Source organism: Ruminococcus sp. RTP21204st1_B2_RTP21204_210225, assembly GCF_040914135.1.
GTDB classification, from domain to species: Bacteria; Bacillota; Clostridia; order Oscillospirales; family Ruminococcaceae; genus Hominimerdicola; species Hominimerdicola aceti.
Genome location: NZ_JBCPGA010000007.1, coordinates 57593 through 80673, shown reverse-complemented (window position 1 = coordinate 80673; position 23081 = coordinate 57593). Strand labels below are relative to the sequence as shown.

Below are 23081 nucleotides of genomic sequence, written 5' to 3'. Positions count from 1 at the left end.
TTTTCTCCTTATTTATCATGGACGCAGAAAAGGTTTGTTTCCCATGCGGGGTAATATCTTTCCTGACGGATATAGAATTTGTAACCCTTGCAAAGTCTGTTTATATACAGAGGCAGAGTGATATAATCATATGGTCTGTGATACAACGCACTGCATATTTTCGGGGCATAGCGTGAAATGGTATATTCACTGCCTTTGAGAGCTTCTAGGTCTGCTCCCTCAACGTCATATTTTATATAGGTGCATTTTTTGCCTGCAAGGACGCTGTCCAGACTTCTTGCACGAACCTTTTTTCCTGCGGTATCTACTCTGCCCTGTCTGCCTGCGCCGCCTGCGAAATAAAGCTCTGTATCAATGCTCCATGCGGCGGCATTGTAAAGACTTATATTGTCATTGGCTTTTAGATTTTTCAGGCATTTCTGAAAGTTTTTTCTCTCAGGTTCGAGGGCATATATTCTCTCATACTTTCCCCCTGTGCGTGAGATAAGCTCTTCGGCAGTGTCGCCTGTGTATGCTCCCAAGTCGCAGTATATCTCGTTTTCTCCAAGGGGAAGTATCTCGGTTATCTTGTCCTTATCCGTAAATATCTCACGGAGATAAGAAAGCTTGCCTGTTATCTTGAACGCTGTCAGCTTTTCAAAGGTAAGCTTTGAAATATCGTCATCAAAAAGGCGGTAAGCTTTTTCAGCCTGAGAATACATTGAGAGAAGCTTTTCCTTGCTGAAATTTTCATCGCCTGCAACGCACATTTCCGGCACTATGACCTCGCAGCTTTTTTCAATATTGTCGATACGCTCCATTATCTCAGGCAGGCTCGTGCCAAAGCCAAGCACAACTGTGATATTCCCAAACTGCGCTTGCACCTGAGAGAAAGTCTGCACCTTAAACCCTCTGAAGCTTTGTCCACGGACAAAATCGTCGCTTGCAAAAACACCTGTGCATTTTATGCCAAGTCTATCAAATTCATCAAGAAGCTTTTCCGCTCCATCGCCCATGCCGTATATGAATATCGGCTTTTCGCAGGTCTTGAGCCTGTCCCACGAGCTTTCAAGGGACTGAAAATATTCTTTTGAAAACATTCACACTTTCCTCTCCAAAAAAGGCTCTCACAGAAAGATCTGCGAAAGCCCCTTATTCTTATAGAACTTTATATGATATCGTCATTGATATCAAAATCATCATGATCATGGCAATGACCGCCGTCACCGCCGACCATATCTCTGCCCCTTACACGGTATCTATCACGATTTATATTGATATACTTATCAAGCTGTGCAAGCACATCTCTTGGTGCTTTTATGGACTTGACTTCCTTAATAGGCGTATCAACGTCTTTGACATTCATTACTATTGTGCCACAGCCGAACATTCTTTGTCCGAACGGCAGGACAAGCTTTTTGTCGATGACCCTGTAAAGGTCAAGCTCGTCTTCCTCTATGCTAAGAAAACCCTTGCGTGTTATAAACTTATCTTCTGTGAGAAAATATCTTGTAAATGATATAGGCAGACCAAAAATCGTTCTTTTCTTATCTGTCCAAATGTAATTGATAACGTCTTTTTTCATAAAACGACGTCGCCTCCCTCAACATTATCTATAATTTTTTACAAAGACATCATTGCAAACTGGTGGCACAAAAAAGCTGCTGACCATGTTTTTGCAACGATCCTCCCGTATATTTTACCACGCAATAAAGCTTTTGTCAAGAAATTATCCTTTGTAAAAGCTATGTAAAAATACTATTCATATACATATTTCTAATTGATTATATTTATATTAACAAATATAATATCATGCATTTATTTTAATATTTCATTAATTATATAGCAATCTTTGCTGGCATTTTCGACTTTTTTCTACATAAAATAAGCTTTCATAACAATGTAAAGTTGATGTAAAATATAGCAAATCGTCAATTTATTCATATAATATATTGATTTAAACGACACAAAAGCTTATTTTCTCTGTGTAAATTACAATATTTGCACAATTATCTCATTCGAAATTTGGTCATAACCGACATTTGTTTATTTACTATGTATAGATTGTTGCGTGTTTCTTAAAACACAGTACAAAAAGCAAGAAAATTAAGTAAAAAACTTGAAATTATATTGTAAAAATGTTATACTGCAAGTGTAGTATAAAGTTAAAAAAATAAAAAAACCGGAGGAAGATTTAAAATGTGTAAAAAAGACGTGATCAAAATCCTTGTCGGAAGCCTCAATCAGGCCGGCATGAAGGTGGCAGACTATCTGAAAAAACAGGGGTACAATGTTGCGCAGTCAGACTACAATCCACTGGAGATACAGCTTGAGGTGCTTAAAAGCAAACCTGATTTTCTGATAATTTCAGAAATAACTGAATTTCCATACGAGCTATGCAAAAATCTCAAAGGGGCTTGTCCTAAGCTGAAAATAATCATGCTTTCCGATAGAAAAACCAACAATGGACTTGCAAAATACGCAGACATGATAATAAAAAGTCCTCTAAGCTGTGCGGATATCAAAAACGCACTCAGAGCGCTTCAGTGTCCTGACGATTCTGCAGATCTGAACATCACAATAACACGAAGCTCTGACGAGGGGTACACCAATGGCGACATACAATCTGCTATATCCACCGTGATGAAGCGGTTGTGCATAACTCCGAATTATAACGGCTATGGCTACATCAAAGAGGCAATAAAAATGGCTCTTACGACAGACAAAGCCAACAGACGTGTTACAAAGGTCATTTATCCAGAGATAGCGGCGGCACATGGAGTAACCACAGTAAGCGTTGAAAGAAACATGCGCACCGCCATAAGGATCGGTTGGGAAAAGGCTCATGACAAAGACAAAGCCGAGATATTCGGTAATTTCGCCATAAGACCTGACCACTACCCCACGAACAGCGAATTTATTTTCGTTGCCGCCGAATACATAAACAGCAAATATCCAGCGGAAAAGGCATTATCAGCCACCGCTGAACATACTAGCGAAAGTAGTTTATTTATCTGACAAGAAGAAAGCCGTTATGCCCACAGGCACAGCGGCTTTTTTCTATATAAACGAAACGTCCTGCAGTAAATGACAACGGGCTGCCCTGCGGACGCAGATCTTCTGCTGCGTCACCCACTGTCATACGATCACTGCAGACGCTCCGTTATCTCATTTTATGCCGACATGGTTTTTATGACACAAAAAAGCGTACCGAAAAATCGGTACGCTCAGTGTTTAAGTAAAAGCCGCCTTGCCGTCGCACAGCCGATAAACCCGCTATAAAAGCAGGGTGGGTAAAACAGCCTGAAAGCTTCACGCTCCCTTCGTCCGTTTACGAAACGGCAAATGCGGTTTCGTTCGGGAGGTCTGCAATCCCTTTCCAGAGTCTGAATCCCTTTTTAGAAGTGTTGGATTTATAATAACTGTGCTTGTTCGCACAAGGCAGGAAACTTTTTCTGTTACTTAGTATATCACAACATATCCATAATATCAATAGGTAATTTCAGCAAATCAAAGTACATAAAATTGTACATTTTACATATTGACAAGCCTATATGCTGAGATATTTTTCTTATGACAGGTGGTCGTGATCTTGACAACCGCAGCCACAGCCGCAATCATCGTCTTCGTCCTCATCGTCAAACTCGAACATTTCATCGATACGCTCCATGAACATCTGACCGATCTTCTCATACTCGTCATCATCTTCGATAGAAGCAAGTATCTCGTCATTGTTCTCGTCATACTCAGCCTTGAGTATCACAACGTCGCCTGAATCTTCAAGGGCTTCGTCACCGTTCTCATAATAAGGAGTGAGAGCATAATACTTCTCGTCACCATATTCCATTGCGTCCAACAGCTCAAAAGTCTGCTTATTACCATTTTCGTCCTCCAGCTCGTAGAGGTCCGGCAGAAACTCGTTATCCATAATTATCCTCCTAACATGATCTTGTGCGGTATATCGGCACTTTCTGAGTGGGATATATCGAAAAAATCAGAACAGAAAGACTGTTTCTGACCACCGCAACACTTTAATTATACTACACTGCAAAATCAAAGTCAAGCGCATTTTGTAAAAGTAATATTAAATATAAAAATCACAAAAAAGTTGAGAAAAACTATTGACAAGTAACAAAAGATGTGGTATAGTATAGTCAAGGAAAAACAAAGAGCCAAACAAAAGCAGACAACAGGGTTCGCTGAAACGGTCAACGGTCTGACGATACAGTAACGATTTCAGAGGGCACGGCAAAGCGAAGTTAGGCGAGAGGTTTTCCTTATATATCACAGGCAGATCGGTGGACACAGCATATACCCGACACTAGGTACACTACAGTTCAGCAGGCGGGCAGGCTCATCGGATACCTAATAAGATATGAAAGGAGCGAGTCCAATGGACGCATCAGAGATCCAGGAGAGTATCCATAGGCTCGGCAATTTCTTAAAGTAAAAAAGGATCAAGACGCAGACGAATGAGCTGACAGGAATCCAGACATATATGATTTACACAGGAAGAAATTGCAGAGCCTCATGGATTAATCACAGCACAGAGTTACTGCAATTTAAGGATACTCTCAAATTTACAATTGAATATTTTGCAACTTTTATATAAGGAGTGATCGACATGATCGGTTACAGAAGGTTTGCAAATAAAATTTAGACAGGAGTGTTTCCAATGCACAATTTCAGCTTTTCAGAGGTAAAGAAATAAACTGAAAGAGTGATTCCAATGTAAAATTTAGCTTCTGAACAAAAAAAGCTCACAGAGCTATAAAAATCAAATAAATTTCGAGGAGTGGTGCATATGAAAATGCACAAAAGGAACTTGAACATGAAATAGAATGGAGTGAGTCCGCCAAGAAATTTACGAGCTTAATGCTCTTACCGATTTGATTTACTGACTAAGATTTTTCTAAAGATCATATAAAATACTGAAGGAGTGGTGCGTTATGAAAATGCACTCAAGGCTTTTGAACATCTGATATTTGGAGGTGAATCCGCCAGTTACTTCAGCAAGGCTTATCTGATATGATGAGCATAGGATCTTGAAATTATGCGAAAGGCGATAATTCCAATGGAAATGTAATAAGTTTCATTGACAATAAATTTTCACGAAAGGTGTTAAGTCCGATGGCACGTTAAGTTTTATCCACTGAGGCATAACTTAATATTTTGAAAGGAAATAAATCCAATGGAAAGGTAATTTGCACTTAGAGATTATTTTTACCGAAAGGAAATAGATCCAATGGAATAGCTTATATTATGCGGACAGAATTTTACTGAAAGGCGTGAGTCCAAAGTACAATTTAGCATGAGTTTGCGACTAGAATTTTCAGAAGGGCGTAATACCAATGGCATAATCAATATGAACGTACATACTTAACTATGTGGTGTATTCAGATATCACATAGTTAAGTTTTTTGTGTAAGGGGTGGGACGTCGAGGACGCCGTCCCCTACAATATTCAAAAAACAAGAAAGCACCCTGCGGTCAATGCAGAGTGCTTTTATTTTATATCATATTTTCAAGGAAAGCCACTGTCTTTGGATCGTATGTAAGATCCTGCGCTTCCATATCCTCGTCAAGCTGCCACAGCTTTGTTACTGCGAAAACTGACGATACAAAAAACGGCTGGCTGTTCAGATAGCCGAGGGTTATCTTTGCCGGAGTGTCCCCCGTCTGCTCGCTGAGCTGTTTTACCTTTGCAAGTCTTGCAAGATTAGCAGGGCCTGCATATTGTCCCTCAGGGAGATTGTTTGCAGCGTCGCCCTTTGCAAGCTTTGCAAAAAAGCCCTTTGCCTGTGGGGAGAACGCCATAACAGGAAAATCATGCTTCTTGTACCAGCGGAACTCCTTTGTATCCATACAAACAAGAGTATTGTCACCGAAAGTTTCAACGCTCGAATGTGCAAGGCTGTAGTTTATCTGACTGATCCTGATAGGCTCCATGCCGTTTTCCTCTGCAAACTTATTCGCTTCCTCTATCCTCTGAGTTGTCCAGTTTGAAACGCCTATAAAATGTATCTTTCCGCTCTCATAAAAATCATTGAGAACTGGCATTATCTCTTCCACAGGTATCTTCGGGTCGTCACGATGAAGAAAATAAATATCCACATAGTCAACGCCCAGCACTCTCAGGCTTGCTTCAAGATCCTTTGTAAGCTCTTCCCTGCTAAGACGGCTTTCGTCCATATGACCCATTTCAGGGTGACCGCCCTTTGTGGCAATACAAATTTTATCACGATTGTTTCTGGCTTTGAGCCATCTGCCTATTACGCCCTCGCTGGAATCGTGACCATTCTCCAGCCAGTCGCAGTAAACTCTTGCGGTATCGATACACCAGCCGCCAAGCTCTACATATTTGTCGAGAAACTCAAAATACACATCGTCACAATCGTTTCTCTCAAAACCTGCCGCACCAAAAGTCAGGGCAGGGACTTTCATTTCATATCTGTCGTTTTTCAACACATAGCTTATCATGTACTCTTCCCCCTTGGCATACAATTTCCTATACTATTTATCATCACTATGTCCAGCAATATATTATTATACCATATAAAAAGGACTTTTTCCACAGGATTTTGTTAAATTTTATTTTTTCATAAAAACCCCTTGACAAGTCGGTAAACTTGATATATAATTGTAAAGGTTTATGACTTTACAGAAATCCATTAGGAGGTAAGCGGCATGAGTAAAAATTTGCAAAACAGCGTTTTGCTCGACTTGTATGGCTGCCTGCTCACCGATAAACAAAACGAGATCATGGATCTTTATTACAATGACGATCTGTCGTTGGGAGAGATCGCCGCTCAGCTAGACATCTCAAGACAGGGCGTTCATGACGCTATAAAAAAATGTGAAACTGCAATGGCTGATTATGAAGAAAAGCTAGGTCTGCTAAAACAGCAGGAGGCTTATCTGGCAGAGCTTAAAGAGTTCAAGGCTCAGGCTATGGACGTTTTTAACGAGTGTAAAAAAAAGAATTATGCGAGAGATATCGCCGAAAAGGTGATAGTGCTTCTTGAAAATCTCGATTCTAAGCTTGATGAATTTGACAACGCAGAATATACGGAAGAAGAATAGATATAGATAAAAAAATTATACGGAGGACAGCTTATGGCGTTTGAAGGACTTTCAGAAAAACTAAACGGCGTGTTCAAGCGTCTTAAATCAAGAGGTAAACTTAGCGAAGCCGATGTAAAAGAGGCAATGCGTGAAGTTAAAATGGCTCTGCTTGAGGCTGACGTTAGCTACAAGGTAGTAAAAGATTTTATTGCCAAGGTAACAGAGAGAAGCGTTGGCGAGGAAGTGCTGAAGAGCCTTACTCCTGGTCAGCAGGTCATAAAGATAGTTAATGACGAGCTTATAAAGCTCATGGGCGAGGCTAACTCGAAGATAAACTTCCCTAACAAGCCGCCTTGCATCATAATGATGTGCGGTCTTCAGGGTTCAGGTAAAACAACACACGCTGCAAAGCTTGCGAAGATGTTCAAGAAAGAGGGCAAACGTCCTCTGCTTATAGCAGCCGACGTTTACAGACCTGCGGCTATTGAACAGCTAAAGGTTGTGGGAGAGAGAGCTGAAGTCGCAGTATTTGAAATGGGTCAGATAGACCCACGAAAGATAGTAAAAGAGGGTATCAAGCACGCCAAGGATTATGGCAATGACCTTGTTATCATAGATACGGCAGGACGTCTTCACATTGATGAGGAGCTTATGAACGAGCTTAAAGACATCAAGAAGATCGCTGAGCCGAACGAGATAATGCTCGTTGTTGACGCTATGATCGGTCAGGACGCTGTAAAGGTAGCTTCAAGCTTTGACGAGGCTCTTGGTATCGACAGCGTTATCCTTACAAAGCTCGACTCTGACACAAGAGGCGGTGCGGCGCTTTCAGTGCTTGCTGTAACAGGTAAGCCTATCAAGTTCGTTGGTATGGGCGAAAAGCTTGACGAGTTTGAGGCTTTCCACCCTGAGAGAATGGCTTCAAGAATACTTGGCATGGGCGATATGCTCACACTTATCGAAAAGGCTACTCAGACAGTTGACGAAAAGGACGCCAAAAAACTTGCAGAAAAAATGCAGGAAAAGGGCTTTGACCTTAACGACTTGCTGGAGCAGATGAAGCAGATACAGAAAATGGGTTCTATGAAGTCTATTATCAGAATGCTTCCGGGCGCAAACAAGGTAACAGACGAGCAGGTGGAGCAGGGCGAGGTTCAGCTGAAAAAAACTGAGGCTATGATAAATTCAATGACAAGGGCTGAAAGAGAAAAGCCTGCGATCATTGACCCTAAGAGAAAAAGACGTATCGCTGCCGGAAGCGGCACACAGGTATCTGACGTAAATCAGCTTCTTAAGCAGTTTGAACAGATGCAGAAAATGATGAAGCAGTTCGGTATCGGTGGAAATCTTCACGGAAAGAAATCCAGAAGAAACAGAGCGGCACTTCTCAAAGGACTTGGCGGCGGAATGCCACAATAGTTGATAAGCTATCAGCAATCAAGTGATTGATTTGATATATGAAGTTTTTTATGGAGGTGAAAATACAATGGCAGTAAAGATCAGACTCAGAAGAATGGGTGCTAAGAAGGCTCCTTTCTACAGAATCGTAGTTGCTGATTCAAGATATCCAAGAGACGGACGTTTCATCGAAGAGCTGGGCTACTATGACCCAACTAAGGAACCTTCTGTACTCAAGGTTGACGACGAAAAGGCAAAGTCTTGGATCGCTAACGGTGCACAGCCAACTGATACAGTTAAGGCTCTTCTCAAGAAGAACGGCACTATCTAATAGCTGACAAGACAATTCAGACGGTGAGCCACCTATCCCACCACTTCGCTTGCCGTTTTCGGCGGGGAAAACGCTTCCCTGCCGCATTTTCGTGGGAGAATGGAGATATTTTTATGAAAGAATTACTCGAAACTATAGTTTCTGAGCTTGTTGAAAACAAGGACGCTGTTGAGGTCGTTGTTGACGAGCCTAACGCAGAGGGTATCGTGGTTTACCATCTTCACGTTGCTCCGGACGATATGGGCAGAGTTATCGGCAAGCAGGGCAGGATCGCAAAGGCTATAAGAGTTGTAATGCGTGCCGGTGCTTCCCGTTTGGATCAGAAAATAATGGTAGAGATAGACTGATAGTTCAGTGAATAAATCATCACCCCGTACAGATAATAGTATGGGGTGATTTTTTTGCGTGTAAATAAAAAATGCTTCAATGCGTTCACAGGTATAGCCGTGGGGATATGCAACGGTTTTTTCGGTTCAGGCGGCGGAATGATAGCAGTGCCTATGCTTGAAAAAGGCGGCAGTGAGGCGAAAAAAGCTCATGCCACGTCCATTGCTATAACGCTTCCATTGTCTATTATAAGCGGACTTGTATATTTCAAGGGCGGCAGTCTTGATTTTTCGCAGGCAGTGAAATTCATACCACTTGGGATAGTTGGTGCGGCAGTGGGTGCAATGCTCATGAAAAAGCTTTCAAACAGCCTGCTAAAACGCATTTTCGGCGCACTTATGATAATTGCTGGCGTGAGGATATTTATGAAATAGGGTGATATTACGGCTTGGTATACAATATGTGCGGTGGCTTTTCTCACCGGTATCTTTGCCTCCATGGGTCTTGGGGGAGGAATGGTGCTTATAGTTTATCTGACGGTCTTTGCAGGCTTTTCTCAGATAGCGGCACAGGGGATAAACCTTGTGTTTTTTATCCCTATCGCAATAATAAGCCTTGTGCTTCACACGAAAAACAAGCTTGTGGAATGGAAAAAAGCCGTTCCCGCAGTTTTGTGGGGAACGGCCGCTGTTATTATATCAGCATGGCTTGCAAACAGGATAGAGCAAAGCCTGCTTTCAAAAGCTTTTGGTATTTTCCTTATCCTAATGGGACTGAAAGAGTTATTTTTCAAGAGTGAAAAGCACAAGTTCAAAAGGGTCTGAAAAACGCTGTGTCCAGCCACTATTGCCTACTCCCCTTGACACCACAAGCGTTGTATCGTTCACGCTGTAAGTGCCGTCGGTGTATTTCGGGAACAGACCCTGACCGGGTGCATAAAGACCATTCACAAGTGGAAGCCTTATAAGTCCGCCATGTGCGTGGCCTGTGAAGTCTATGTCTATATGCGTTCCATACTGCACTGCGGTCTTGCTGAAATAGTTGCAATCCTCGGGATAGTGATTTAGCAGTATGACAAAATCCTCTGTGACATGAGAAAAAGCCTCGCTGTCATTTTCCATATTGTCAAAGCCCAACAGGCTTATAGTATCACCATTTCGTGTGAGTGTGGTATGCTCGTTATAGAGGACGTTTACACCATAGCTTTCACAACCTGCAACAAACTGTTCCCTTTCCTCCTGAGAAAGATTGTATTCATGGTTGCCCATAACAAGATAGACAGGACATATGTCAGGAAGCTTTTTCATAAACTCAAGGGAGCGGTCAACATCGGGGAAGATCTGATCTACGCTGTCCCCTGTGACAAAGATATAGTCAGGCTCACAGTCTTTGACCTTTTCCGTCAGCCTATCTATGTAGCCCTTGCCCCACTCGTTGTGGAAGTCAGATATCTGAACTATCTTACAGCCCTCAAAGCCATCAGGCAGGTTGTCAAAATGCGCTGACAGCTTTTTGACCTCGATATAGGTATTAGACCACACGAAATCAGCTAATACCATTACCACAAGCACTATTATCACTATGATGATATTTCTTTTCTGCTTTTTAGTCAGCCTGCTTTGCTTTTTTTCTTCTGTATTCAAGATAGCCCTCCAAAATTATCGTTGCGGCAACTGTATCTACAACAGCCTTTCTTGCCTTTCCCCTGACGTTTGTTTCGTTAAGGATATTGTGTGCGGTGACGGTAGTGGAACGCTCGTCCCACATTCTCACCGGCAGGTCGGTACGCTCTTTCAAAAGCTCGGCAAATGCCCTGCACTTCTCTGCTCTTGGGCCTTCCGTGCCGTTCATGTTTATAGGCAGACCTACTATTATCTCACCTGCACCGTATTCAGCCGCCGTCTGAGCCGCCTTATCTGCAAGCCTTTCGGCGTTTCTCTCAGGAACAGTGCCAATAGGAGAAGCAAGAAACTCAGAGCGGTCGCTTATTGCGAAGCCTGTTCTTGCGTCACCATAATCTATTGCCATTATTTTCATTTCGTGCACCTCTATATCAAAACTTTTCTTATCATTATATCATAACACTGTCTGTAAAACAAGTCCTAAAGCAGGATTTTGGGAATTAAACTGCAAAAAGCGCAATGTAGAAGAGCTCTCTGGATACCATTTGCTTAAAAAAGTAAAATAGTTCCTTAAATACTGTGATTATTTGTGCATTATGGTTATTGATTTTTATTTTTAATTATGTTATAATGCTTTATTATCAGAGGGTATGCACAAATATCAGGGTTAAGTTTTGTGCAAAATTATATTATATAAGAATTGGAAAGGAAAAAGAAAAATGAAGAAATTTTTATCAGTAGCAATGACTGCTATCATCGCCTGCGCTTCAATATTCTCATGCACACTGACAGCTTTTGCCGAAAATGCGGAAACAGAAGACGTTACTATCGACTGCTCTTCCGCAGAGGCTTGTAACAATTGGAAACAGTCTATCACTGTCGATCAGGCAACTTTCAACGCAACAAGGCTTACAAAGGATTCAGAGATAATCGTCACATTCAAGAGCGAGGAAATAAACGAAAAGGCAGGAAACAAATACAATGCTGAGCTTATTTTCCAGAGCTGGGACAACACCACTACACCAGCCGCTCAGGACGGTGCGGTATGGGCAAAGATAGCACCTGTGAAGTTTGACGATTCATCAGCTACATATGATTTTGAATCTATCGCAACTGCATACGGCACGGACGATTTCAGTCAGGTATACAACATCATAATCGGCGCAACTGACAGGGCAAAGATAACAGTAACAGGCATAACGGTAACGAACTGCAAGACAAAGACTTATGCAGAAAAGGAAGAAAAAGACTCAAAGGGAACAAACCCTATTATCATAGTTATTGCGGTCATCGCAGGAATTGCTATCGCAGTTGTGGTAATTGTGATAATCATGAACAAGAAGTCAAGCGAAGCCTTTGACGTAAGCACCGGCAAGTTCGTTGACAAGAAAAACCTTTTTGACGAGCCTAAGAACGATGAGGACGAGAAGAAATAAAAAATAACGCTATCAGCAGGAGGACGAGCAGTTCGTTCTCCTGCTTTTTTTCGTCAAAATACGTCGCAATATTGCTTGACAACATGGTTTGATGTGGTATAATAAAAGCAAGAACGAAACAATTAGTCAGATATTTAAGGAGGCAGAGCTATGAGTACAAAAGAACTTGCATACAGTATGATAGACAATCTCACAGAAGAACAGCTCAATGCTCTTATTGTTATCTTGCAAGGACTTCAGAAAGAAGAGCCTAACGAAGAAACAAAGAAAGTCCTTGACGAAGCCAAAGAGGGTAAAAATCTCGTTGGCCCATTTGATTCGGTAGACGAGCTTTGGGAGAGTCTGAAGGCTTAGGATAACAACGTTTAAAATAATTATATATATCCACAGTAGGAGAACGAGCAGTTCGTTCTCCTGCTTTTTTTATACCAGAAATATTGACTTATAGACGGAGTTATGGTATTATATTAAAAGGTATATTTAATAATTGGAGGCTATATAAAATGTCAATATTTAAACTTGATCCAGCATTTAAGGACTACATCTGGGGCGGCACCAGACTTAGAGATGAGTACGGCAAAAAGTGCGATTATGATAAGGTCGCAGAGAGCTGGGAGCTTTCTTGTCATAAAGACGGTCCAAGCGTTGTTGCTGACGGTGAATACAAGGGTCTGACACTCAATGAGTATATCGAAAAGGCAGGCAAGGGCGTTCTTGGCAAGAACTGTGAAAGATTCGAGAACTTCCCTATCCTTATTAAGCTCATTGACGCTAAGGACAATCTTTCTGTACAGGTACACCCTGACAACGATTATGCAATGAGAGTTGAAGGCGAATATGGCAAGACAGAAATGTGGTATGTTGTTGACTGTGACGAGGGTGCAACTCTTCTCTACGGTTTCAAGCACGAGATAACAAAGGAAGAATTTGCAAGAAGGATCGCTGACAACACACTGCTTGAAGTAACAAACGCTGTACCTGTTAAGAAGGGCGACGTTTTCTTCATCAAGTCAGGCACGCTCCATGCTATCGGCAAGGGTATCCTTATTGCTGAGATACAGCAGAACTCAAACACTACATACAGAATTTATGACTATGGCAGAGTTGGCAAGGACGGCAAGCCTAGAGAGCTTCACGTTAACAAGGCTCTTGACGTAACAAAGCTTGCTCCTGCTGAGCAGTATCCTGAGACACCTGTTGAGAAGAAGGACGGCTATGACATAAAGCTTCTTTCAAAATGCGAATACTTCACAACATACAGAGTGAACGTTGAAACAAAGGCTGAGCTTGACGCTGACGAAAACAGCTTCAACAGTATTCTCGTTCTCGAGGGTGAGCCTGTTATCAGCGGTGGCGAAACTGTTTCTGCAAAGAAGGGCGAAAGCGTATTCATTTCAGCAGGCACAGGCAAGTATACTGTTGAGGGCAAATGCACATTCGTGCTTACAAAGATAGACTAAGGTGAGATAAATGCTTAAACTTGACCTGAAAAAGGAGATAGGTGAGCTTGGCGCACTTGTGATTGCTTTTATTATCGGAGTTGTGGCAAGCTCATTTTGGATAGGTCTTATCAGCTTTGTAGTGCTGGAGCTTGTGTATCTTCTGGTATATGACGCCATAGCAAAAAAGGCTGAAGCCCAAAAGCCAAAAGAGGAAAAGGAAGAGATAAACTTTCACGAATATGATGATGACACTGAGAACGATAACGCTCAGTAAGCTCAGAAAATAAAAGGGAGAAATTATTATGAAGTATTACATTGGTATTGATCTTGGCGGCACTAACATCAAAGCAGGTGTTGTAAATGAAGAATTTGAGATAATCGCAAAGGCTACCTGCAAGACCAATCTGCCAAGACCTGCAGAGGAGATCTGCGAGGATATGGCTAAGGTCGCTTTGGAAGCTGTAAAGAACGCAGGGCTGGAGATAGAACAGATAGAGTCTGTAGGTATCGGCACACCTGGCACTGCAAATTCTGACACTGGCGTTATTGAGTATTCAAACAACCTTGGTTTCCTTAACTTCCACGTTGTTGACCTTATGAAGAAGTTTATCGACAAGCCTTGCTATGTTGAAAATGATGCTAACGCTGCGGCATACGGCGAGTATGTTGCAGGTGCAGCAAAGGGTGCGAACGACGCTGTTTGCATCACTCTCGGCACAGGCGTTGGCGGAGGAATAATCATTAACGGAAAGATATATTCAGGCTTCAACTTTGCAGGTGCTGAGATAGGTCACACTGTTATCGACCCTAACGGTCCGCAGTGCACCTGCGGCAGACACGGCTGCTTTGAGGTGTTCTCTTCTGCAACAGGTCTTGTAAGAATGACAAAAGAGGCTATGTTCGAGGACAAGGACTCTATCATGTGGAAAATGAACGAAGAGGATGGCAAGGTATCTGCAAGAACTGCGTTCAACGCCATGAGAGCAGGCGATAAGGCAGGCAAGGAAGTTGTTGACAAATACATAAAGTATCTTGCCTGCGGAATCACAAACACAATAAACATTTTCCAGCCTGATATTCTCTGTATCGGCGGCGGCGTATGCAACGAGGGCGACCCTCTGCTCCTGCCACTGAAAGAGCTTGTGGCTAAGGAAATTTACACAAAGAATTCAGCAAAGAACACTGAGATAGTTATTGCAAAGCTCGGAAATGACGCAGGCATTATAGGTGCGGCATTCCTTGGACTTTCACACAAGAAATAAAAATTATTCACTGACAAAAGAAAAGGGGTAACTACAATGGGATTATTTGATAAGCTTTTAAAGGGTGCGGTTGACGCAATAGACAACGCTGCGGCAAAGAACGGCAATGGTCCGACAGGACTTAAAGACCTGTTTAATCAGGCTATGGACAAAAAGGACGAAGCTATAAACGGCTCTTCAAGCACTACAGCTTCAAACAAACCAAGCACTGCAACCACTTCAAGTTCAGGCAAGAGAAGCAATTGTGCTTATACAAGACCGAAATATACCACACCGCAGGAAGTTCTTGACACAGCGAGCATTCCTGCAAAGCCGTCAAGAGAGATAACCTATGAGATATTCGACGGCAAGGACGCAGAAATAAGGGTGAAAGTATCATTTGACCTGAGCGGTGATTTCATCGAAACAGAATGTGACTTTGATTATGGCGCAATGTATCTGCCAAACTGTGATGATGATTTTGATGACAATTACTCTGACAGCAATACACCTTATTTTGAAATGGTAAGTGCGCCTGATGACGAGATATACTATATGATAGATAAATGTCGAAATGGCGGCACGCCTGACAATGCAATGATGTTCCTGCGTGTTGATGATATGGGACCTAGGATACAGTTCAAAGCCAAGGTGAAAAACAGGTTTGGCAAGATAGAGTATTTTTATAACTGTCAATTCCATGATGAGTTCAACCCCCAAAGCTACATCGGCGTATGTTACAATGCTGATGTTGTTGGTACTCCACTTGAGAAAAAGCTTATGGCGGCTGTTGATGAAGCAGTCCGCACAATGAAGAGAGAAGTATTAGAAGTGGAGCACAGACCATTCCGCTAAGGAGGACAAAACAAAATGAAGTTCAATATAGGATTTATACCTACTTTGCTTTTGCTGATACCTGTGATATTCGCCTGCTTCAAGACACCTGCCGACAAGCCTGAGCTTGAGGACGAGAACATTATCGTCTTTATCGCAAAGTGTGTGGGCAGATTTGGCTGCATAGGCTATATGTGCCTTGCTATCGGAGATTACGAGGTAGGCTTTTCAAGCAAGCTGCTTTTCCTAATATGGGCTGTTGTTGCACTGCTCGTTATCGCACTTTATTGGGTGCTTTGGATAAGGCATTATAAAAAAGGCAATCATTTTGAAGATATTTACGGCACTGGGATCCCGCTTTTCATTATCCCTGCGGCATTCGTGCTTGTAACAGGTATCTTCTCAATGAATTTTATGCTTATCATATTCTCAGTGCTGGATATCGTTTGCGAATACTGCTCTGCATACGGTGTAAGAAAGCGTCTGCACCCTGCAAAGGCAGAGGAAAGCTCAGACGAGACTGAAACAAAAGAAAATGAGGACGGAGAATAATACCGCTCTCGGTAATATATTTTTCAAAAGAGGTAATAAAAAATGGCGTGTAATTATTTTTGTGACGGAGTAGACAAAGCTCCACAGAGATCACTTTTCAATGCTCTTGGCATGACAAAGGAAGAAATGGACAGACCTCTCGTTGGTATCGTATCTTCATATAATGAGATAGTTCCTGGTCACATGAACATTGACAAGATAGTTGAAGCTGTTAAAATGGGCGTTGCAATGGCAGGCGGAACACCTGTTGTATTTCCTGCTATCGCTGTTTGCGACGGAATCGCTATGGGTCACATGGGAATGAAATATTCTCTCGTTACCCGTGACCTTATCGCAGACTCAACAGAGTGCATGGCTTTGGCTCATCACTTTGACGCTCTTGTTATGATACCAAACTGCGACAAGAACGTTCCTGGTCTGCTCATGGCAGCCGCAAGAGTAAACGTTCCTACTATTTTCGTATCAGGCGGTCCAATGCTGGCTGGTCACGTTAAAGGCAAAAAGACTTCCCTTTCAAGTATGTTCGAGGCTGTTGGTACTTACAACGCAGGCAAGTTCACTCTTGATGACGTTGAGGAATTTGAGAACAAAGCCTGTCCGACTTGCGGAAGCTGTTCAGGTATGTACACTGCAAACTCTATGAACTGCCTTACAGAAGTTCTTGGCATGGGTCTTAGAGGAAACGGCACTATCCCTGCTGTATATTCTGAAAGACTCAAGCTTGCAAAGCACGCAGGTATGCAGGTAATGGAGCTTTACAAGAAGAACATCAGACCAAGAGATATCATGACAAAGGACGCTTTCATCAACGCTATCACAGCTGATATGGCGCTTGGCTGTTCAACAAACTCAATGCTTCACCTCCCTGCTATCGCTCACGAGTGCGGAGTAGAGCTTGACCTTGACTTTGTAAACGAGATATCAAAGAGAACGCCAAACCTCTGTCACCTTGCTCCTGCCGGTCACACATACATGGAAGACCTCAACGAAGCAGGCGGAGTTTATGCAGTTCTCAGTGAGCTTAACAAGAAAAACCTTATCAACACAGACTGCATGACCTGCACAGGCAAGACAGTAGGCGAGAACATCAGCGGCGTTGTAAACAAGAACCCTGAGCTTATCAGACCAATAGACAACCCATACTCACAGACAGGCGGAATCGCAGTTCTCAGAGGCAATCTTGCTCCTGACACCTGCGTTGTTAAGCGTTCAGCCGTTGCGCCTGAAATGCTTGCCCACGAGGGTCCTGCAAGAGTGTTTGACTGCGAGGAGGACGCTATCGCTGCTATCAGAGGCGGCAAGATAGTTGAGGGCGACGTTGTAGTTATCCGTTACGAGGGACCAAAGGGCGGTCCTGGAATGAGAGAAATGCTCAATCCTACATCTGCTATCGCAGGCATGGGTCTTGGCTCAACTGTTGCGCTTATCACTGACGGACGTTTCAGCGGTGCTTCAAGAGGTGCTTCTATCGGTCACGTTTCACCTGAGGCAGCCGTAGGCGGTCCTATCGCACTTGTTGAAGAAGGAGATATGATAGCAATAGATATCGACAACTGCTCTATCACACTTAAAGTATCTGACGAGGAGCTTGCTGAAAGAAGAAAGAACTGGAAGCCAAGACAGCCAAAGGTAACAACAGGCTATCTTGCAAGATACGCTTCACTTGTAACTTCTGCAAACAGAGGTGCTATACTTCAGATAAAGGACTAATATCCGATACAAAATAATAAGGGAGAAAGGCGGAATAATATGAAAAAATTCATTTCAGGCTTGCTTGGAATACTTTTTGTAGTTCTTGTAGTAGTAGGTGTTTTCATCTGCACATATGTATTCAATCAGCCGTCAAGATCAGGCGATTCAAGAGAGCTTATCTCTGGAACATGGACAGATAAGGACGCAAACATCACTTTTGAGTTCTCTGACGAGGGCGATTTCACTATCACTCACACTGATAACAAATCAGTTATCGCAAAGGGCTGGTTTAAAATTCAGGAGGACGGGGGAAGCGGAAAGATACAGCTTCTTGTAAATCCGTCTGACAGAGATACAACTGTTGACATCGGTCTGAGAATGAAGTTCTTCTCGACTATTTCCTACAAAAACCTTTCTGTACCGTCTGAGGACGAGAGCGACAAGGTCGCTACCTGCAAGTTCATTTTCCAGAACTCTGACGGAGTTTACTCATGCGAGAGAAAAGACTCTGACGGCTCATTCTACGACGGCAAATAACGAATTTTCAAGGGCTACGGCTGAACGATATGTTTAGCCGCAGCTTTTGTGCAGTAAAGACTTGATTAAGATAAAAAAGGAGTAAAAATGGAGCTACTGATCAAAAATATCCGTGCCTGCGACCCGCAGACAGGGCTTGACGGTATAACGGACATAGGCATTGACGGAGGAAAGATAGTCAGCCTTGGAAAAACTGACGAGCATGCTCAGAGAGTTATCGACGCAAAGGGCAAGCTTTGTGCATTGCCTGGGCTTTTCGATATGCACGTTCACTTTCGTGACCCAGGTCTTACCTACAAGGAGGACATCATCACAGGTGCGAACGCCGCAAAGGCTGGCGGTTTCACGGGCGTCGCTTGTATGCCGAACACAAAGCCGCCTATCGACTCCCCTGAGGGCGTGAAATACGTTTTTGAAAAGGCAAAGAAAACAGGTATCGACGTTTTCCCTATTGCCTGCGTTACAAAGGGCATGAAAGGTCAGGAGCTTTGCGACTATGACGCACTCAAAGCCGCAGGAGTTACCGCCATTTCAGATGACGGCAGACCTGTTGAGAACGCTGAGCTTATGCGTCAGGCTATCGAAAAGACTAACGAGAACGGTCTTATCGTGACTTCTCACTGCGAGGACTTGAAGATAATAAACGGTGGTATCATCAACAAGGGCGATATATCCGAAAAGCTTGGAGTAAAGGGCATGGACAGAGCCTCTGAGGACTATATCACAGCCCGTGAGATATGCCTTGCAATGAGCTGCAATGCGAGAGTTCACATATGCCACGTTTCCACCAAAGGCTCTGTGAACATCATAAGAGCGGCGAAAAAGGACGGCGTTAAGGTCACCTGTGAAACTGCGCCGCACTATTTCACATTCACAGACGAAAAGCTTTTAGCCCGTGACGCAGATTTCAGAATGTCGCCTCCACTTAGAACTGAGGAGGACAGGGCGGCTGTTGAGGAAGCTGTTCTTGACGGCACTATCGATTGCATCATCACCGACCACGCTCCACACTCCGCAGAGGAAAAGGCTGACTTTGAGAAAGCTCCAAACGGTGTTGTTGGACTCGAAACTTCCCTTGCGGCAACGCTCACAAAACTTTACCACAGCGGCAAATGCGGTCTTGACAAGATAGCAGAGATAATGTCGGTAAATCCGAGAAAGATAATGGGGCTTGAGCCTATCAAGATAGCAGTTGGCGAAAGATGCGATCTTTGTATCTTTGACCCTGACTATGAATGGGAAGTTATCCCTGCGGAGCTTAATTCAAAGAGCAAAAACAGCGTGTTCAAAGGCACAAGGCTCAAAGGCAAGGTAATGTACACAATATGCAGAGGAAAGCTCGTTTTTGAGCTTTAATATAAAAATATCCGAAAGGAAGATAAAAATGGCATTTGACAGACTTATTGAAAATATCGTAAAGACACAGAACCCGTCAGTAGTGGGACTTGACCCAAAGCTTGACTATGTTCCCGAATACATCAAGGAAAAGAAGTTCAAGAAATACGGCAAGACGCTCAAGGGTGCGGCAAAGGCTATATGGGAGTTCAACAAGACTATAATCGACGAGATACACGATATCTGCCCTGCTATCAAGCCACAGGCTGCATACTATGAAATGTATGGCTACGAGGGTGTAAAGACCCTTTACAAGACTATACAGTATGCAAAGGAAAAAGGTATGTTCGTCATGACAGACGGCAAGAGAAACGATATCGGCGCAACTATGGAAGCTTACGCAACCGCACATCTTGGTCTTACTGACGTTGGCGGTGAGCTTGTGGAAGCTTTCGGTGCAGACGCTCTCACTGTAAACGGCTATCTCGGCTCAGACGGAATCAACCCGCTTCTTGACCAGTGCAGAAAATATGACAAGGGCATTTTCGTTCTTGTAAAGACATCAAACAAGTCAAGCGGTGAGCTTCAGGATCTTATAATCGGCAACAAGACAGTTTATGCCACAATGGGCTCAATGTGCGAACTGTGGGGCAAGGACGTTATGGGCAAGTATGGCTACAGCGGTGTTGGCGCAGTTGTGGGTGCGACTTATCCTGAGCAGCTTGCTGAAATGAGAAAGGCTCTGCCGCACACATTCTTCCTTGTACCGGGCTACGGTGCACAGGGCGGCGGTGCTGAGGGCGTATCAAAGGCATTTGACGATCACGGACTTGGCGCTATCGTAAACTCCTCCCGTGGCGTAATGTGTGCTTACAAAAAAGAGGATAACTGTGACGAGCATGATTTTGCAAAGGCTGCAAGACGTGAAGTTATCAGAATGAAAGAGGATATAATCTCATATCTGCCAAAGATCACACTTGAATAAACACTAAAGGAGTGACTGAGTATGACAGCAAAGGGCGTTATATTGTTTACAGCGATGGTGGGAGCTTTGCTTTTATGCTCCTGCGCAAAGAACGAGGATACAAGCTCTTTGACGGAAAGTCAGCAGGAGCAAAGCGATTTTCCAAGATGTATCGTAGGCGAGTGGAAATGCCGTGAAACGCCCCTTGACAACAGCGAGCTTTATTCGGGCTATCTCAGCCTTATTATCCGTTCAGACGGCAACTATCTCATGTATGACGCAGAAGCAGGCAATCCCTGCTTAAAAGGCACTATCGAAATGGACGATGACGATCTTGATCTTATCTTTGTTGATGACAGCGGCGTTGATTTTGCACCGCCTGCCGGTTGGGAGAATATGTCCAAAAGGCAGGAGATAGGCTATTTTGCTGACTCTTACACGCTAAAGCTTACTTATACTGATAATGATAACTCGGTCACTCTCGTTTTTGATGCGGTGAACGCTCCGAATGAGGTAAAGAACTAAGTACAGGGAGGATTTTTAATGTACAAGCAGGGTAAATACCCAATAGTTTCAAAAAAGACCCTTGCAAAAGGAATTTTTGACATTGAGATATACTGTCCGCACATTGCAAAGGCGGCAAAGGCAGGACAGTTTGCACAGGTGCAGGCAGAGGGCTTTTTCCTCCGCAGACCTATCTCTATTTGCGATATCAACAAGGACAAGGGTACTATCCGCCTTGTTTTTGAGGTAAGAGGTCACGGCACTGACAAGATAAGCGAGCTTAACAAGGGCGACCTTGTTGACATTATCGCACCGCTGGGTAACGGCTTCAAGGTGCTTGATAAGGGCAAGAAAGCTGTCTGTATCGGCGGCGGCATAGGCACGCCTCCAATGGTGGGCATTGCAAAGGAATACGGCGAGAACGCCACTGTTATAAGCGGTTTCAGAAACGCTGCGGCTGTTATTTTGCAGGAGGACTTCAAGGCTATGGGCTGTGACGTTCAGCTTTGCACTGACGACGGCTCGGCAGGAAGAAAGGGCTTTGTTACTGACGCGCTTCTTGACGTGCTTAAAAGCGAAAAGCCTGATATCGTTTATGCCTGCGGTCCAATGATAATGCTGAAAAATATCACAAAAATATGTGAGGAAAACGGCATTTACTGTCAGGTATCTCTTGAGCAGAGAATGGCTTGCGGCGTGGGTGCGTGTCTTGTATGCGTATGCCGCACTGTCAAGGACGGTCAGGAGTTCAATTCTCACGTCTGCAAGGACGGCCCTGTATTCGACAGCGAGGAGGTAGTGTTTGATGAATAGGATAAATGTGAATTTCTGCGGAGTTGAGTTCAAAAACCCTGTTATCCCTGCAAGCGGAACATTTGGCTACGGCAGAGAGTACGAGCAGTTCTATCCCCTTTCAAAGCTGGGCGGAATATCCGTAAAAGGCACTACTTTGCACCGCCGTGAGGGCAACCCCGGTCCGAGAGTTGCGGAAACTCCAAGCGGTATGCTCAATTCTGTTGGACTTCAAAACGGCGGCGTTGACAAGTTCATAAACTACGAGCTTCCAAACCTTGTAACAAAGGACACAAGGATAATAGCCAACATAGCAGGCTCAACTATTGAGGAATGTGCAGAGCTTGCAGAAAAGCTCAACGGCACGGCTGTTGACATGATAGAGCTTAACATATCCTGCCCTAACGTAAAACAGGGCGGAGCGGCTTTCGGCACTGACTGCAACGTTGCAGGTGCGGTAACAAAGGCTGTAAAGGACGTTACGGAAAAGCCTCTTATGGTAAAGCTTTCACCAAATGTAACGAGCATTGTGGACATTGCAAAGTCAGTTGAGGCAAACGGCGCTGACGCTGTTTCCCTTATAAACACGCTTCTCGGTATGCGTATCGACATAAGAACACGCCGTCCGATACTGAAAAACAACGTGGGCGGACTTTCTGGTCCTGCGGTGTTCCCTGTTGCCGTAAGAATGGTATGGCAGGTGGCAAACGCTGTTAAAATACCTGTTATGGGCATGGGCGGTATCGCCACATGGGAAGACGCCATTGAAATGATGATGGCAGGCGCAGGAGCTGTTCAGGTAGGTGCGGCAATATTTGCTGACCCTTATGCACCTGTGAAGATAGCCGAGGGTATGCAGAAATTCTGCGAGGACAACGGCATTAACAACATCTCTGAGATAGTTGGCACTGTTAAGCCTTGGTAATAACATAGTAAAATATCCGTCTTTTTACAAGGCGGATATTTTTATGGTATTTTTTCTTATGAATTTCTTAAATCCATTGAAAACAGCTTGCAAAAGTGCTATAAT

The 23081-nt window shown here is 43.5% G+C and carries 28 protein-coding genes; 21 read left to right on the top strand and 7 right to left on the bottom strand.

Annotated features, from left to right (window positions below):
• Window positions 1-8: 8 nt before the first annotated feature.
• The gene (locus tag AB5123_RS04655; RefSeq protein WP_347503187.1) at window positions 9-1079 is read right to left on the bottom strand and encodes an FkbM family methyltransferase; all 1071 of its coding nucleotides are present in this window, start codon (window positions 1077-1079) and stop codon (window positions 9-11) included.
• A 68-nt stretch (window positions 1080-1147) separates the two neighbouring features.
• Window positions 1148-1564, bottom strand: a complete 417-nt coding sequence (locus AB5123_RS04650; RefSeq protein WP_117858448.1) for a PH domain-containing protein — start codon at window positions 1562-1564, stop codon at window positions 1148-1150.
• Between the two features lie 614 nt (window positions 1565-2178).
• On the opposite strand from AB5123_RS04650, the gene AB5123_RS04645 reads away from it, so the two are divergent.
• Window positions 2179-2997, top strand: a complete 819-nt coding sequence (locus AB5123_RS04645) for a sporulation initiation factor Spo0A C-terminal domain-containing protein (protein WP_368364564.1) — start codon at window positions 2179-2181, stop codon at window positions 2995-2997.
• On the opposite strand, the gene AB5123_RS04640 is transcribed toward AB5123_RS04645, so the two are convergent.
• From AB5123_RS04640 to AB5123_RS04630, 3 genes are all read right to left on the bottom strand, one after another.
• Window positions 2990-3121: a hypothetical protein gene (locus tag AB5123_RS04640; protein WP_256321068.1), complete on the bottom strand. Its 132-nt coding sequence runs from the start codon at window positions 3119-3121 to the stop codon at window positions 2990-2992. The two genes, AB5123_RS04645 and AB5123_RS04640, sit on opposite strands and share 8 nt — an antisense overlap.
• Window positions 3122-3550: 429 nt before the next feature.
• On the bottom strand, window positions 3551-3907 hold the full coding sequence (locus tag AB5123_RS04635) for a DUF1292 domain-containing protein (protein ID WP_368364563.1): 357 nt from the start codon (window positions 3905-3907) through the stop codon (window positions 3551-3553).
• A gap of 1583 nt (window positions 3908-5490) precedes the next feature.
• Window positions 5491-6459, bottom strand: coding sequence for an aldo/keto reductase (locus AB5123_RS04630; RefSeq protein ID WP_038671085.1), 969 nt, complete (start codon window positions 6457-6459; stop codon window positions 5491-5493).
• Between the two features lie 207 nt (window positions 6460-6666).
• On the opposite strand from AB5123_RS04630, the gene ylxM reads away from it, so the two are divergent.
• From ylxM to AB5123_RS04600, 6 genes are all read left to right on the top strand, one after another.
• Complete coding sequence (gene ylxM / locus AB5123_RS04625; RefSeq protein ID WP_022286621.1) at window positions 6667-7062, top strand: YlxM family DNA-binding protein; 396 nt, start codon at window positions 6667-6669, stop codon at window positions 7060-7062.
• 33 nt (window positions 7063-7095) lie between these two features.
• Complete coding sequence (gene ffh / locus AB5123_RS04620; protein ID WP_022286622.1) at window positions 7096-8463, top strand: signal recognition particle protein; 1368 nt, start codon at window positions 7096-7098, stop codon at window positions 8461-8463.
• 67 nt (window positions 8464-8530) lie between these two features.
• Entirely contained in the window at window positions 8531-8773 is a 243-nt protein-coding gene (gene rpsP, locus AB5123_RS04615) for a 30S ribosomal protein S16 (RefSeq protein ID WP_022286623.1), read from the top strand.
• A gap of 113 nt (window positions 8774-8886) precedes the next feature.
• Window positions 8887-9120 (top strand): KH domain-containing protein, encoded by a 234-nt coding sequence (locus tag AB5123_RS04610; protein WP_195249046.1) that lies wholly within the window; start codon window positions 8887-8889, stop codon window positions 9118-9120.
• Between the two features lie 54 nt (window positions 9121-9174).
• Window positions 9175-9534, top strand: coding sequence for a sulfite exporter TauE/SafE family protein (locus tag AB5123_RS04605; protein ID WP_368364562.1), 360 nt, complete (start codon window positions 9175-9177; stop codon window positions 9532-9534).
• Between the two features lie 81 nt (window positions 9535-9615).
• Window positions 9616-9924: a sulfite exporter TauE/SafE family protein gene (locus AB5123_RS04600; RefSeq protein WP_243271447.1), complete on the top strand. Its 309-nt coding sequence runs from the start codon at window positions 9616-9618 to the stop codon at window positions 9922-9924.
• Here the strand turns inward: AB5123_RS04600 and AB5123_RS04595 are convergent.
• Window positions 9883-10743, bottom strand: coding sequence for a metallophosphoesterase (locus AB5123_RS04595; protein WP_256321355.1), 861 nt, complete (start codon window positions 10741-10743; stop codon window positions 9883-9885). The genes AB5123_RS04600 and AB5123_RS04595 overlap by 42 nt on opposite strands.
• A complete protein-coding gene (gene ruvX / locus AB5123_RS04590; RefSeq protein ID WP_022286628.1) occupies window positions 10706-11137 on the bottom strand; it encodes a Holliday junction resolvase RuvX in 432 nt (143 codons plus the stop codon). The genes AB5123_RS04595 and ruvX overlap by 38 nt, the downstream gene beginning before the upstream one ends.
• Before the next feature lie 304 nt (window positions 11138-11441).
• Here ruvX and AB5123_RS04585 point away from each other — a divergent pair, with 304 nt between their 5' ends.
• The 14 genes from AB5123_RS04585 to AB5123_RS04520 all read left to right on the top strand — a co-directional run bounded on the left by AB5123_RS04585 (window position 11442) and on the right by AB5123_RS04520 (window position 22976).
• The gene (locus tag AB5123_RS04585) at window positions 11442-12158 is read left to right on the top strand and encodes a hypothetical protein (RefSeq protein WP_337811991.1); all 717 of its coding nucleotides are present in this window, start codon (window positions 11442-11444) and stop codon (window positions 12156-12158) included.
• A gap of 150 nt (window positions 12159-12308) precedes the next feature.
• Window positions 12309-12512 carry a hypothetical protein gene (locus AB5123_RS04580; RefSeq protein WP_195387859.1) on the top strand — a complete coding sequence of 68 codons (204 nt, stop codon included), beginning with the start codon at window positions 12309-12311 and terminating at the stop codon, window positions 12510-12512.
• Between the two features lie 149 nt (window positions 12513-12661).
• Window positions 12662-13618 (top strand): type I phosphomannose isomerase catalytic subunit, encoded by a 957-nt coding sequence (locus AB5123_RS04575; RefSeq protein ID WP_038671081.1) that lies wholly within the window; start codon window positions 12662-12664, stop codon window positions 13616-13618.
• 10 nt (window positions 13619-13628) lie between these two features.
• A complete protein-coding gene (locus tag AB5123_RS04570) occupies window positions 13629-13874 on the top strand; it encodes a hypothetical protein (protein WP_117891857.1) in 246 nt (81 codons plus the stop codon).
• Between the two features lie 28 nt (window positions 13875-13902).
• The gene (locus AB5123_RS04565; RefSeq protein ID WP_022286632.1) at window positions 13903-14862 is read left to right on the top strand and encodes an ROK family protein; all 960 of its coding nucleotides are present in this window, start codon (window positions 13903-13905) and stop codon (window positions 14860-14862) included.
• A 36-nt stretch (window positions 14863-14898) separates the two neighbouring features.
• Window positions 14899-15696, top strand: coding sequence for a hypothetical protein (locus AB5123_RS04560; RefSeq protein ID WP_287210073.1), 798 nt, complete (start codon window positions 14899-14901; stop codon window positions 15694-15696).
• A 15-nt stretch (window positions 15697-15711) separates the two neighbouring features.
• Entirely contained in the window at window positions 15712-16227 is a 516-nt protein-coding gene (locus AB5123_RS04555) for a hypothetical protein (protein ID WP_267300623.1), read from the top strand.
• 42 nt (window positions 16228-16269) lie between these two features.
• Entirely contained in the window at window positions 16270-17937 is a 1668-nt protein-coding gene (ilvD, locus tag AB5123_RS04550; protein WP_022286635.1) for a dihydroxy-acid dehydratase, read from the top strand.
• A 39-nt stretch (window positions 17938-17976) separates the two neighbouring features.
• Window positions 17977-18456, top strand: a complete 480-nt coding sequence (locus tag AB5123_RS04545; RefSeq protein ID WP_117958012.1) for a hypothetical protein — start codon at window positions 17977-17979, stop codon at window positions 18454-18456.
• Window positions 18457-18543: 87 nt separating this feature from the next.
• Window positions 18544-19812 carry a dihydroorotase gene (locus AB5123_RS04540; RefSeq protein WP_038671071.1) on the top strand — a complete coding sequence of 423 codons (1269 nt, stop codon included), beginning with the start codon at window positions 18544-18546 and terminating at the stop codon, window positions 19810-19812.
• Window positions 19813-19840: 28 nt separating this feature from the next.
• A complete protein-coding gene (gene pyrF, locus AB5123_RS04535) occupies window positions 19841-20776 on the top strand; it encodes an orotidine-5'-phosphate decarboxylase (RefSeq protein ID WP_337811990.1) in 936 nt (311 codons plus the stop codon).
• A 21-nt stretch (window positions 20777-20797) separates the two neighbouring features.
• Window positions 20798-21280, top strand: coding sequence for a hypothetical protein (locus AB5123_RS04530; RefSeq protein ID WP_368364561.1), 483 nt, complete (start codon window positions 20798-20800; stop codon window positions 21278-21280).
• Between the two features lie 18 nt (window positions 21281-21298).
• Window positions 21299-22072, top strand: a complete 774-nt coding sequence (locus AB5123_RS04525; protein WP_267300625.1) for a dihydroorotate dehydrogenase electron transfer subunit — start codon at window positions 21299-21301, stop codon at window positions 22070-22072.
• The gene (locus tag AB5123_RS04520) at window positions 22065-22976 is read left to right on the top strand and encodes a dihydroorotate dehydrogenase (protein WP_267300626.1); all 912 of its coding nucleotides are present in this window, start codon (window positions 22065-22067) and stop codon (window positions 22974-22976) included. Before AB5123_RS04525 ends, AB5123_RS04520 begins: the two co-directional genes overlap by 8 nt.
• Window positions 22977-23081 lie beyond the last annotated feature (105 nt).

Bases quoted from the DNA above. Each gene is read 5' to 3' on its own strand.
- AB5123_RS04630 (WP_038671085.1), bottom strand. From the start codon at position 6,459: ATGATAAGCTATGTGTTGAAAAACGACAGATATGAAATGAAAGTCCCT.
- ruvX (WP_022286628.1), bottom strand. From the start codon at position 11,137: ATGAAAATAATGGCAATAGATTATGGTGACGCAAGAACAGGCTTCGCA.
- AB5123_RS04600 (WP_243271447.1), top strand. From the start codon at position 9,616: ATGGTGCTTATAGTTTATCTGACGGTCTTTGCAGGCTTTTCTCAGATA.
- AB5123_RS04530 (WP_368364561.1), top strand. From the start codon at position 20,798: ATGACAGCAAAGGGCGTTATATTGTTTACAGCGATGGTGGGAGCTTTG.
- AB5123_RS04650 (WP_117858448.1), bottom strand. From the start codon at position 1,564: ATGAAAAAAGACGTTATCAATTACATTTGGACAGATAAGAAAAGAACG.
- AB5123_RS04640 (WP_256321068.1), bottom strand. From the start codon at position 3,121: ATGACAGTGGGTGACGCAGCAGAAGATCTGCGTCCGCAGGGCAGCCCG.
- AB5123_RS04585 (WP_337811991.1), top strand. From the start codon at position 11,442: ATGAAGAAATTTTTATCAGTAGCAATGACTGCTATCATCGCCTGCGCT.
- AB5123_RS04555 (WP_267300623.1), top strand. From the start codon at position 15,712: ATGAAGTTCAATATAGGATTTATACCTACTTTGCTTTTGCTGATACCT.
- AB5123_RS04645 (WP_368364564.1), top strand. From the start codon at position 2,179: ATGTGTAAAAAAGACGTGATCAAAATCCTTGTCGGAAGCCTCAATCAG.
- AB5123_RS04575 (WP_038671081.1), top strand. From the start codon at position 12,662: ATGTCAATATTTAAACTTGATCCAGCATTTAAGGACTACATCTGGGGC.
- ylxM (WP_022286621.1), top strand. From the start codon at position 6,667: ATGAGTAAAAATTTGCAAAACAGCGTTTTGCTCGACTTGTATGGCTGC.
- pyrF (WP_337811990.1), top strand. From the start codon at position 19,841: ATGGCATTTGACAGACTTATTGAAAATATCGTAAAGACACAGAACCCG.
- AB5123_RS04525 (WP_267300625.1), top strand. From the start codon at position 21,299: ATGTACAAGCAGGGTAAATACCCAATAGTTTCAAAAAAGACCCTTGCA.
- AB5123_RS04580 (WP_195387859.1), top strand. From the start codon at position 12,309: ATGAGTACAAAAGAACTTGCATACAGTATGATAGACAATCTCACAGAA.
- rpsP (WP_022286623.1), top strand. From the start codon at position 8,531: ATGGCAGTAAAGATCAGACTCAGAAGAATGGGTGCTAAGAAGGCTCCT.
- ilvD (WP_022286635.1), top strand. From the start codon at position 16,270: ATGGCGTGTAATTATTTTTGTGACGGAGTAGACAAAGCTCCACAGAGA.
- AB5123_RS04655 (WP_347503187.1), bottom strand. From the start codon at position 1,079: ATGTTTTCAAAAGAATATTTTCAGTCCCTTGAAAGCTCGTGGGACAGG.
- AB5123_RS04560 (WP_287210073.1), top strand. From the start codon at position 14,899: ATGGGATTATTTGATAAGCTTTTAAAGGGTGCGGTTGACGCAATAGAC.
- AB5123_RS04610 (WP_195249046.1), top strand. From the start codon at position 8,887: ATGAAAGAATTACTCGAAACTATAGTTTCTGAGCTTGTTGAAAACAAG.
- AB5123_RS04635 (WP_368364563.1), bottom strand. From the start codon at position 3,907: ATGGATAACGAGTTTCTGCCGGACCTCTACGAGCTGGAGGACGAAAAT.
- AB5123_RS04565 (WP_022286632.1), top strand. From the start codon at position 13,903: ATGAAGTATTACATTGGTATTGATCTTGGCGGCACTAACATCAAAGCA.
- AB5123_RS04570 (WP_117891857.1), top strand. From the start codon at position 13,629: ATGCTTAAACTTGACCTGAAAAAGGAGATAGGTGAGCTTGGCGCACTT.
- AB5123_RS04540 (WP_038671071.1), top strand. From the start codon at position 18,544: ATGGAGCTACTGATCAAAAATATCCGTGCCTGCGACCCGCAGACAGGG.
- AB5123_RS04520 (WP_267300626.1), top strand. From the start codon at position 22,065: ATGAATAGGATAAATGTGAATTTCTGCGGAGTTGAGTTCAAAAACCCT.
- AB5123_RS04545 (WP_117958012.1), top strand. From the start codon at position 17,977: ATGAAAAAATTCATTTCAGGCTTGCTTGGAATACTTTTTGTAGTTCTT.
- ffh (WP_022286622.1), top strand. From the start codon at position 7,096: ATGGCGTTTGAAGGACTTTCAGAAAAACTAAACGGCGTGTTCAAGCGT.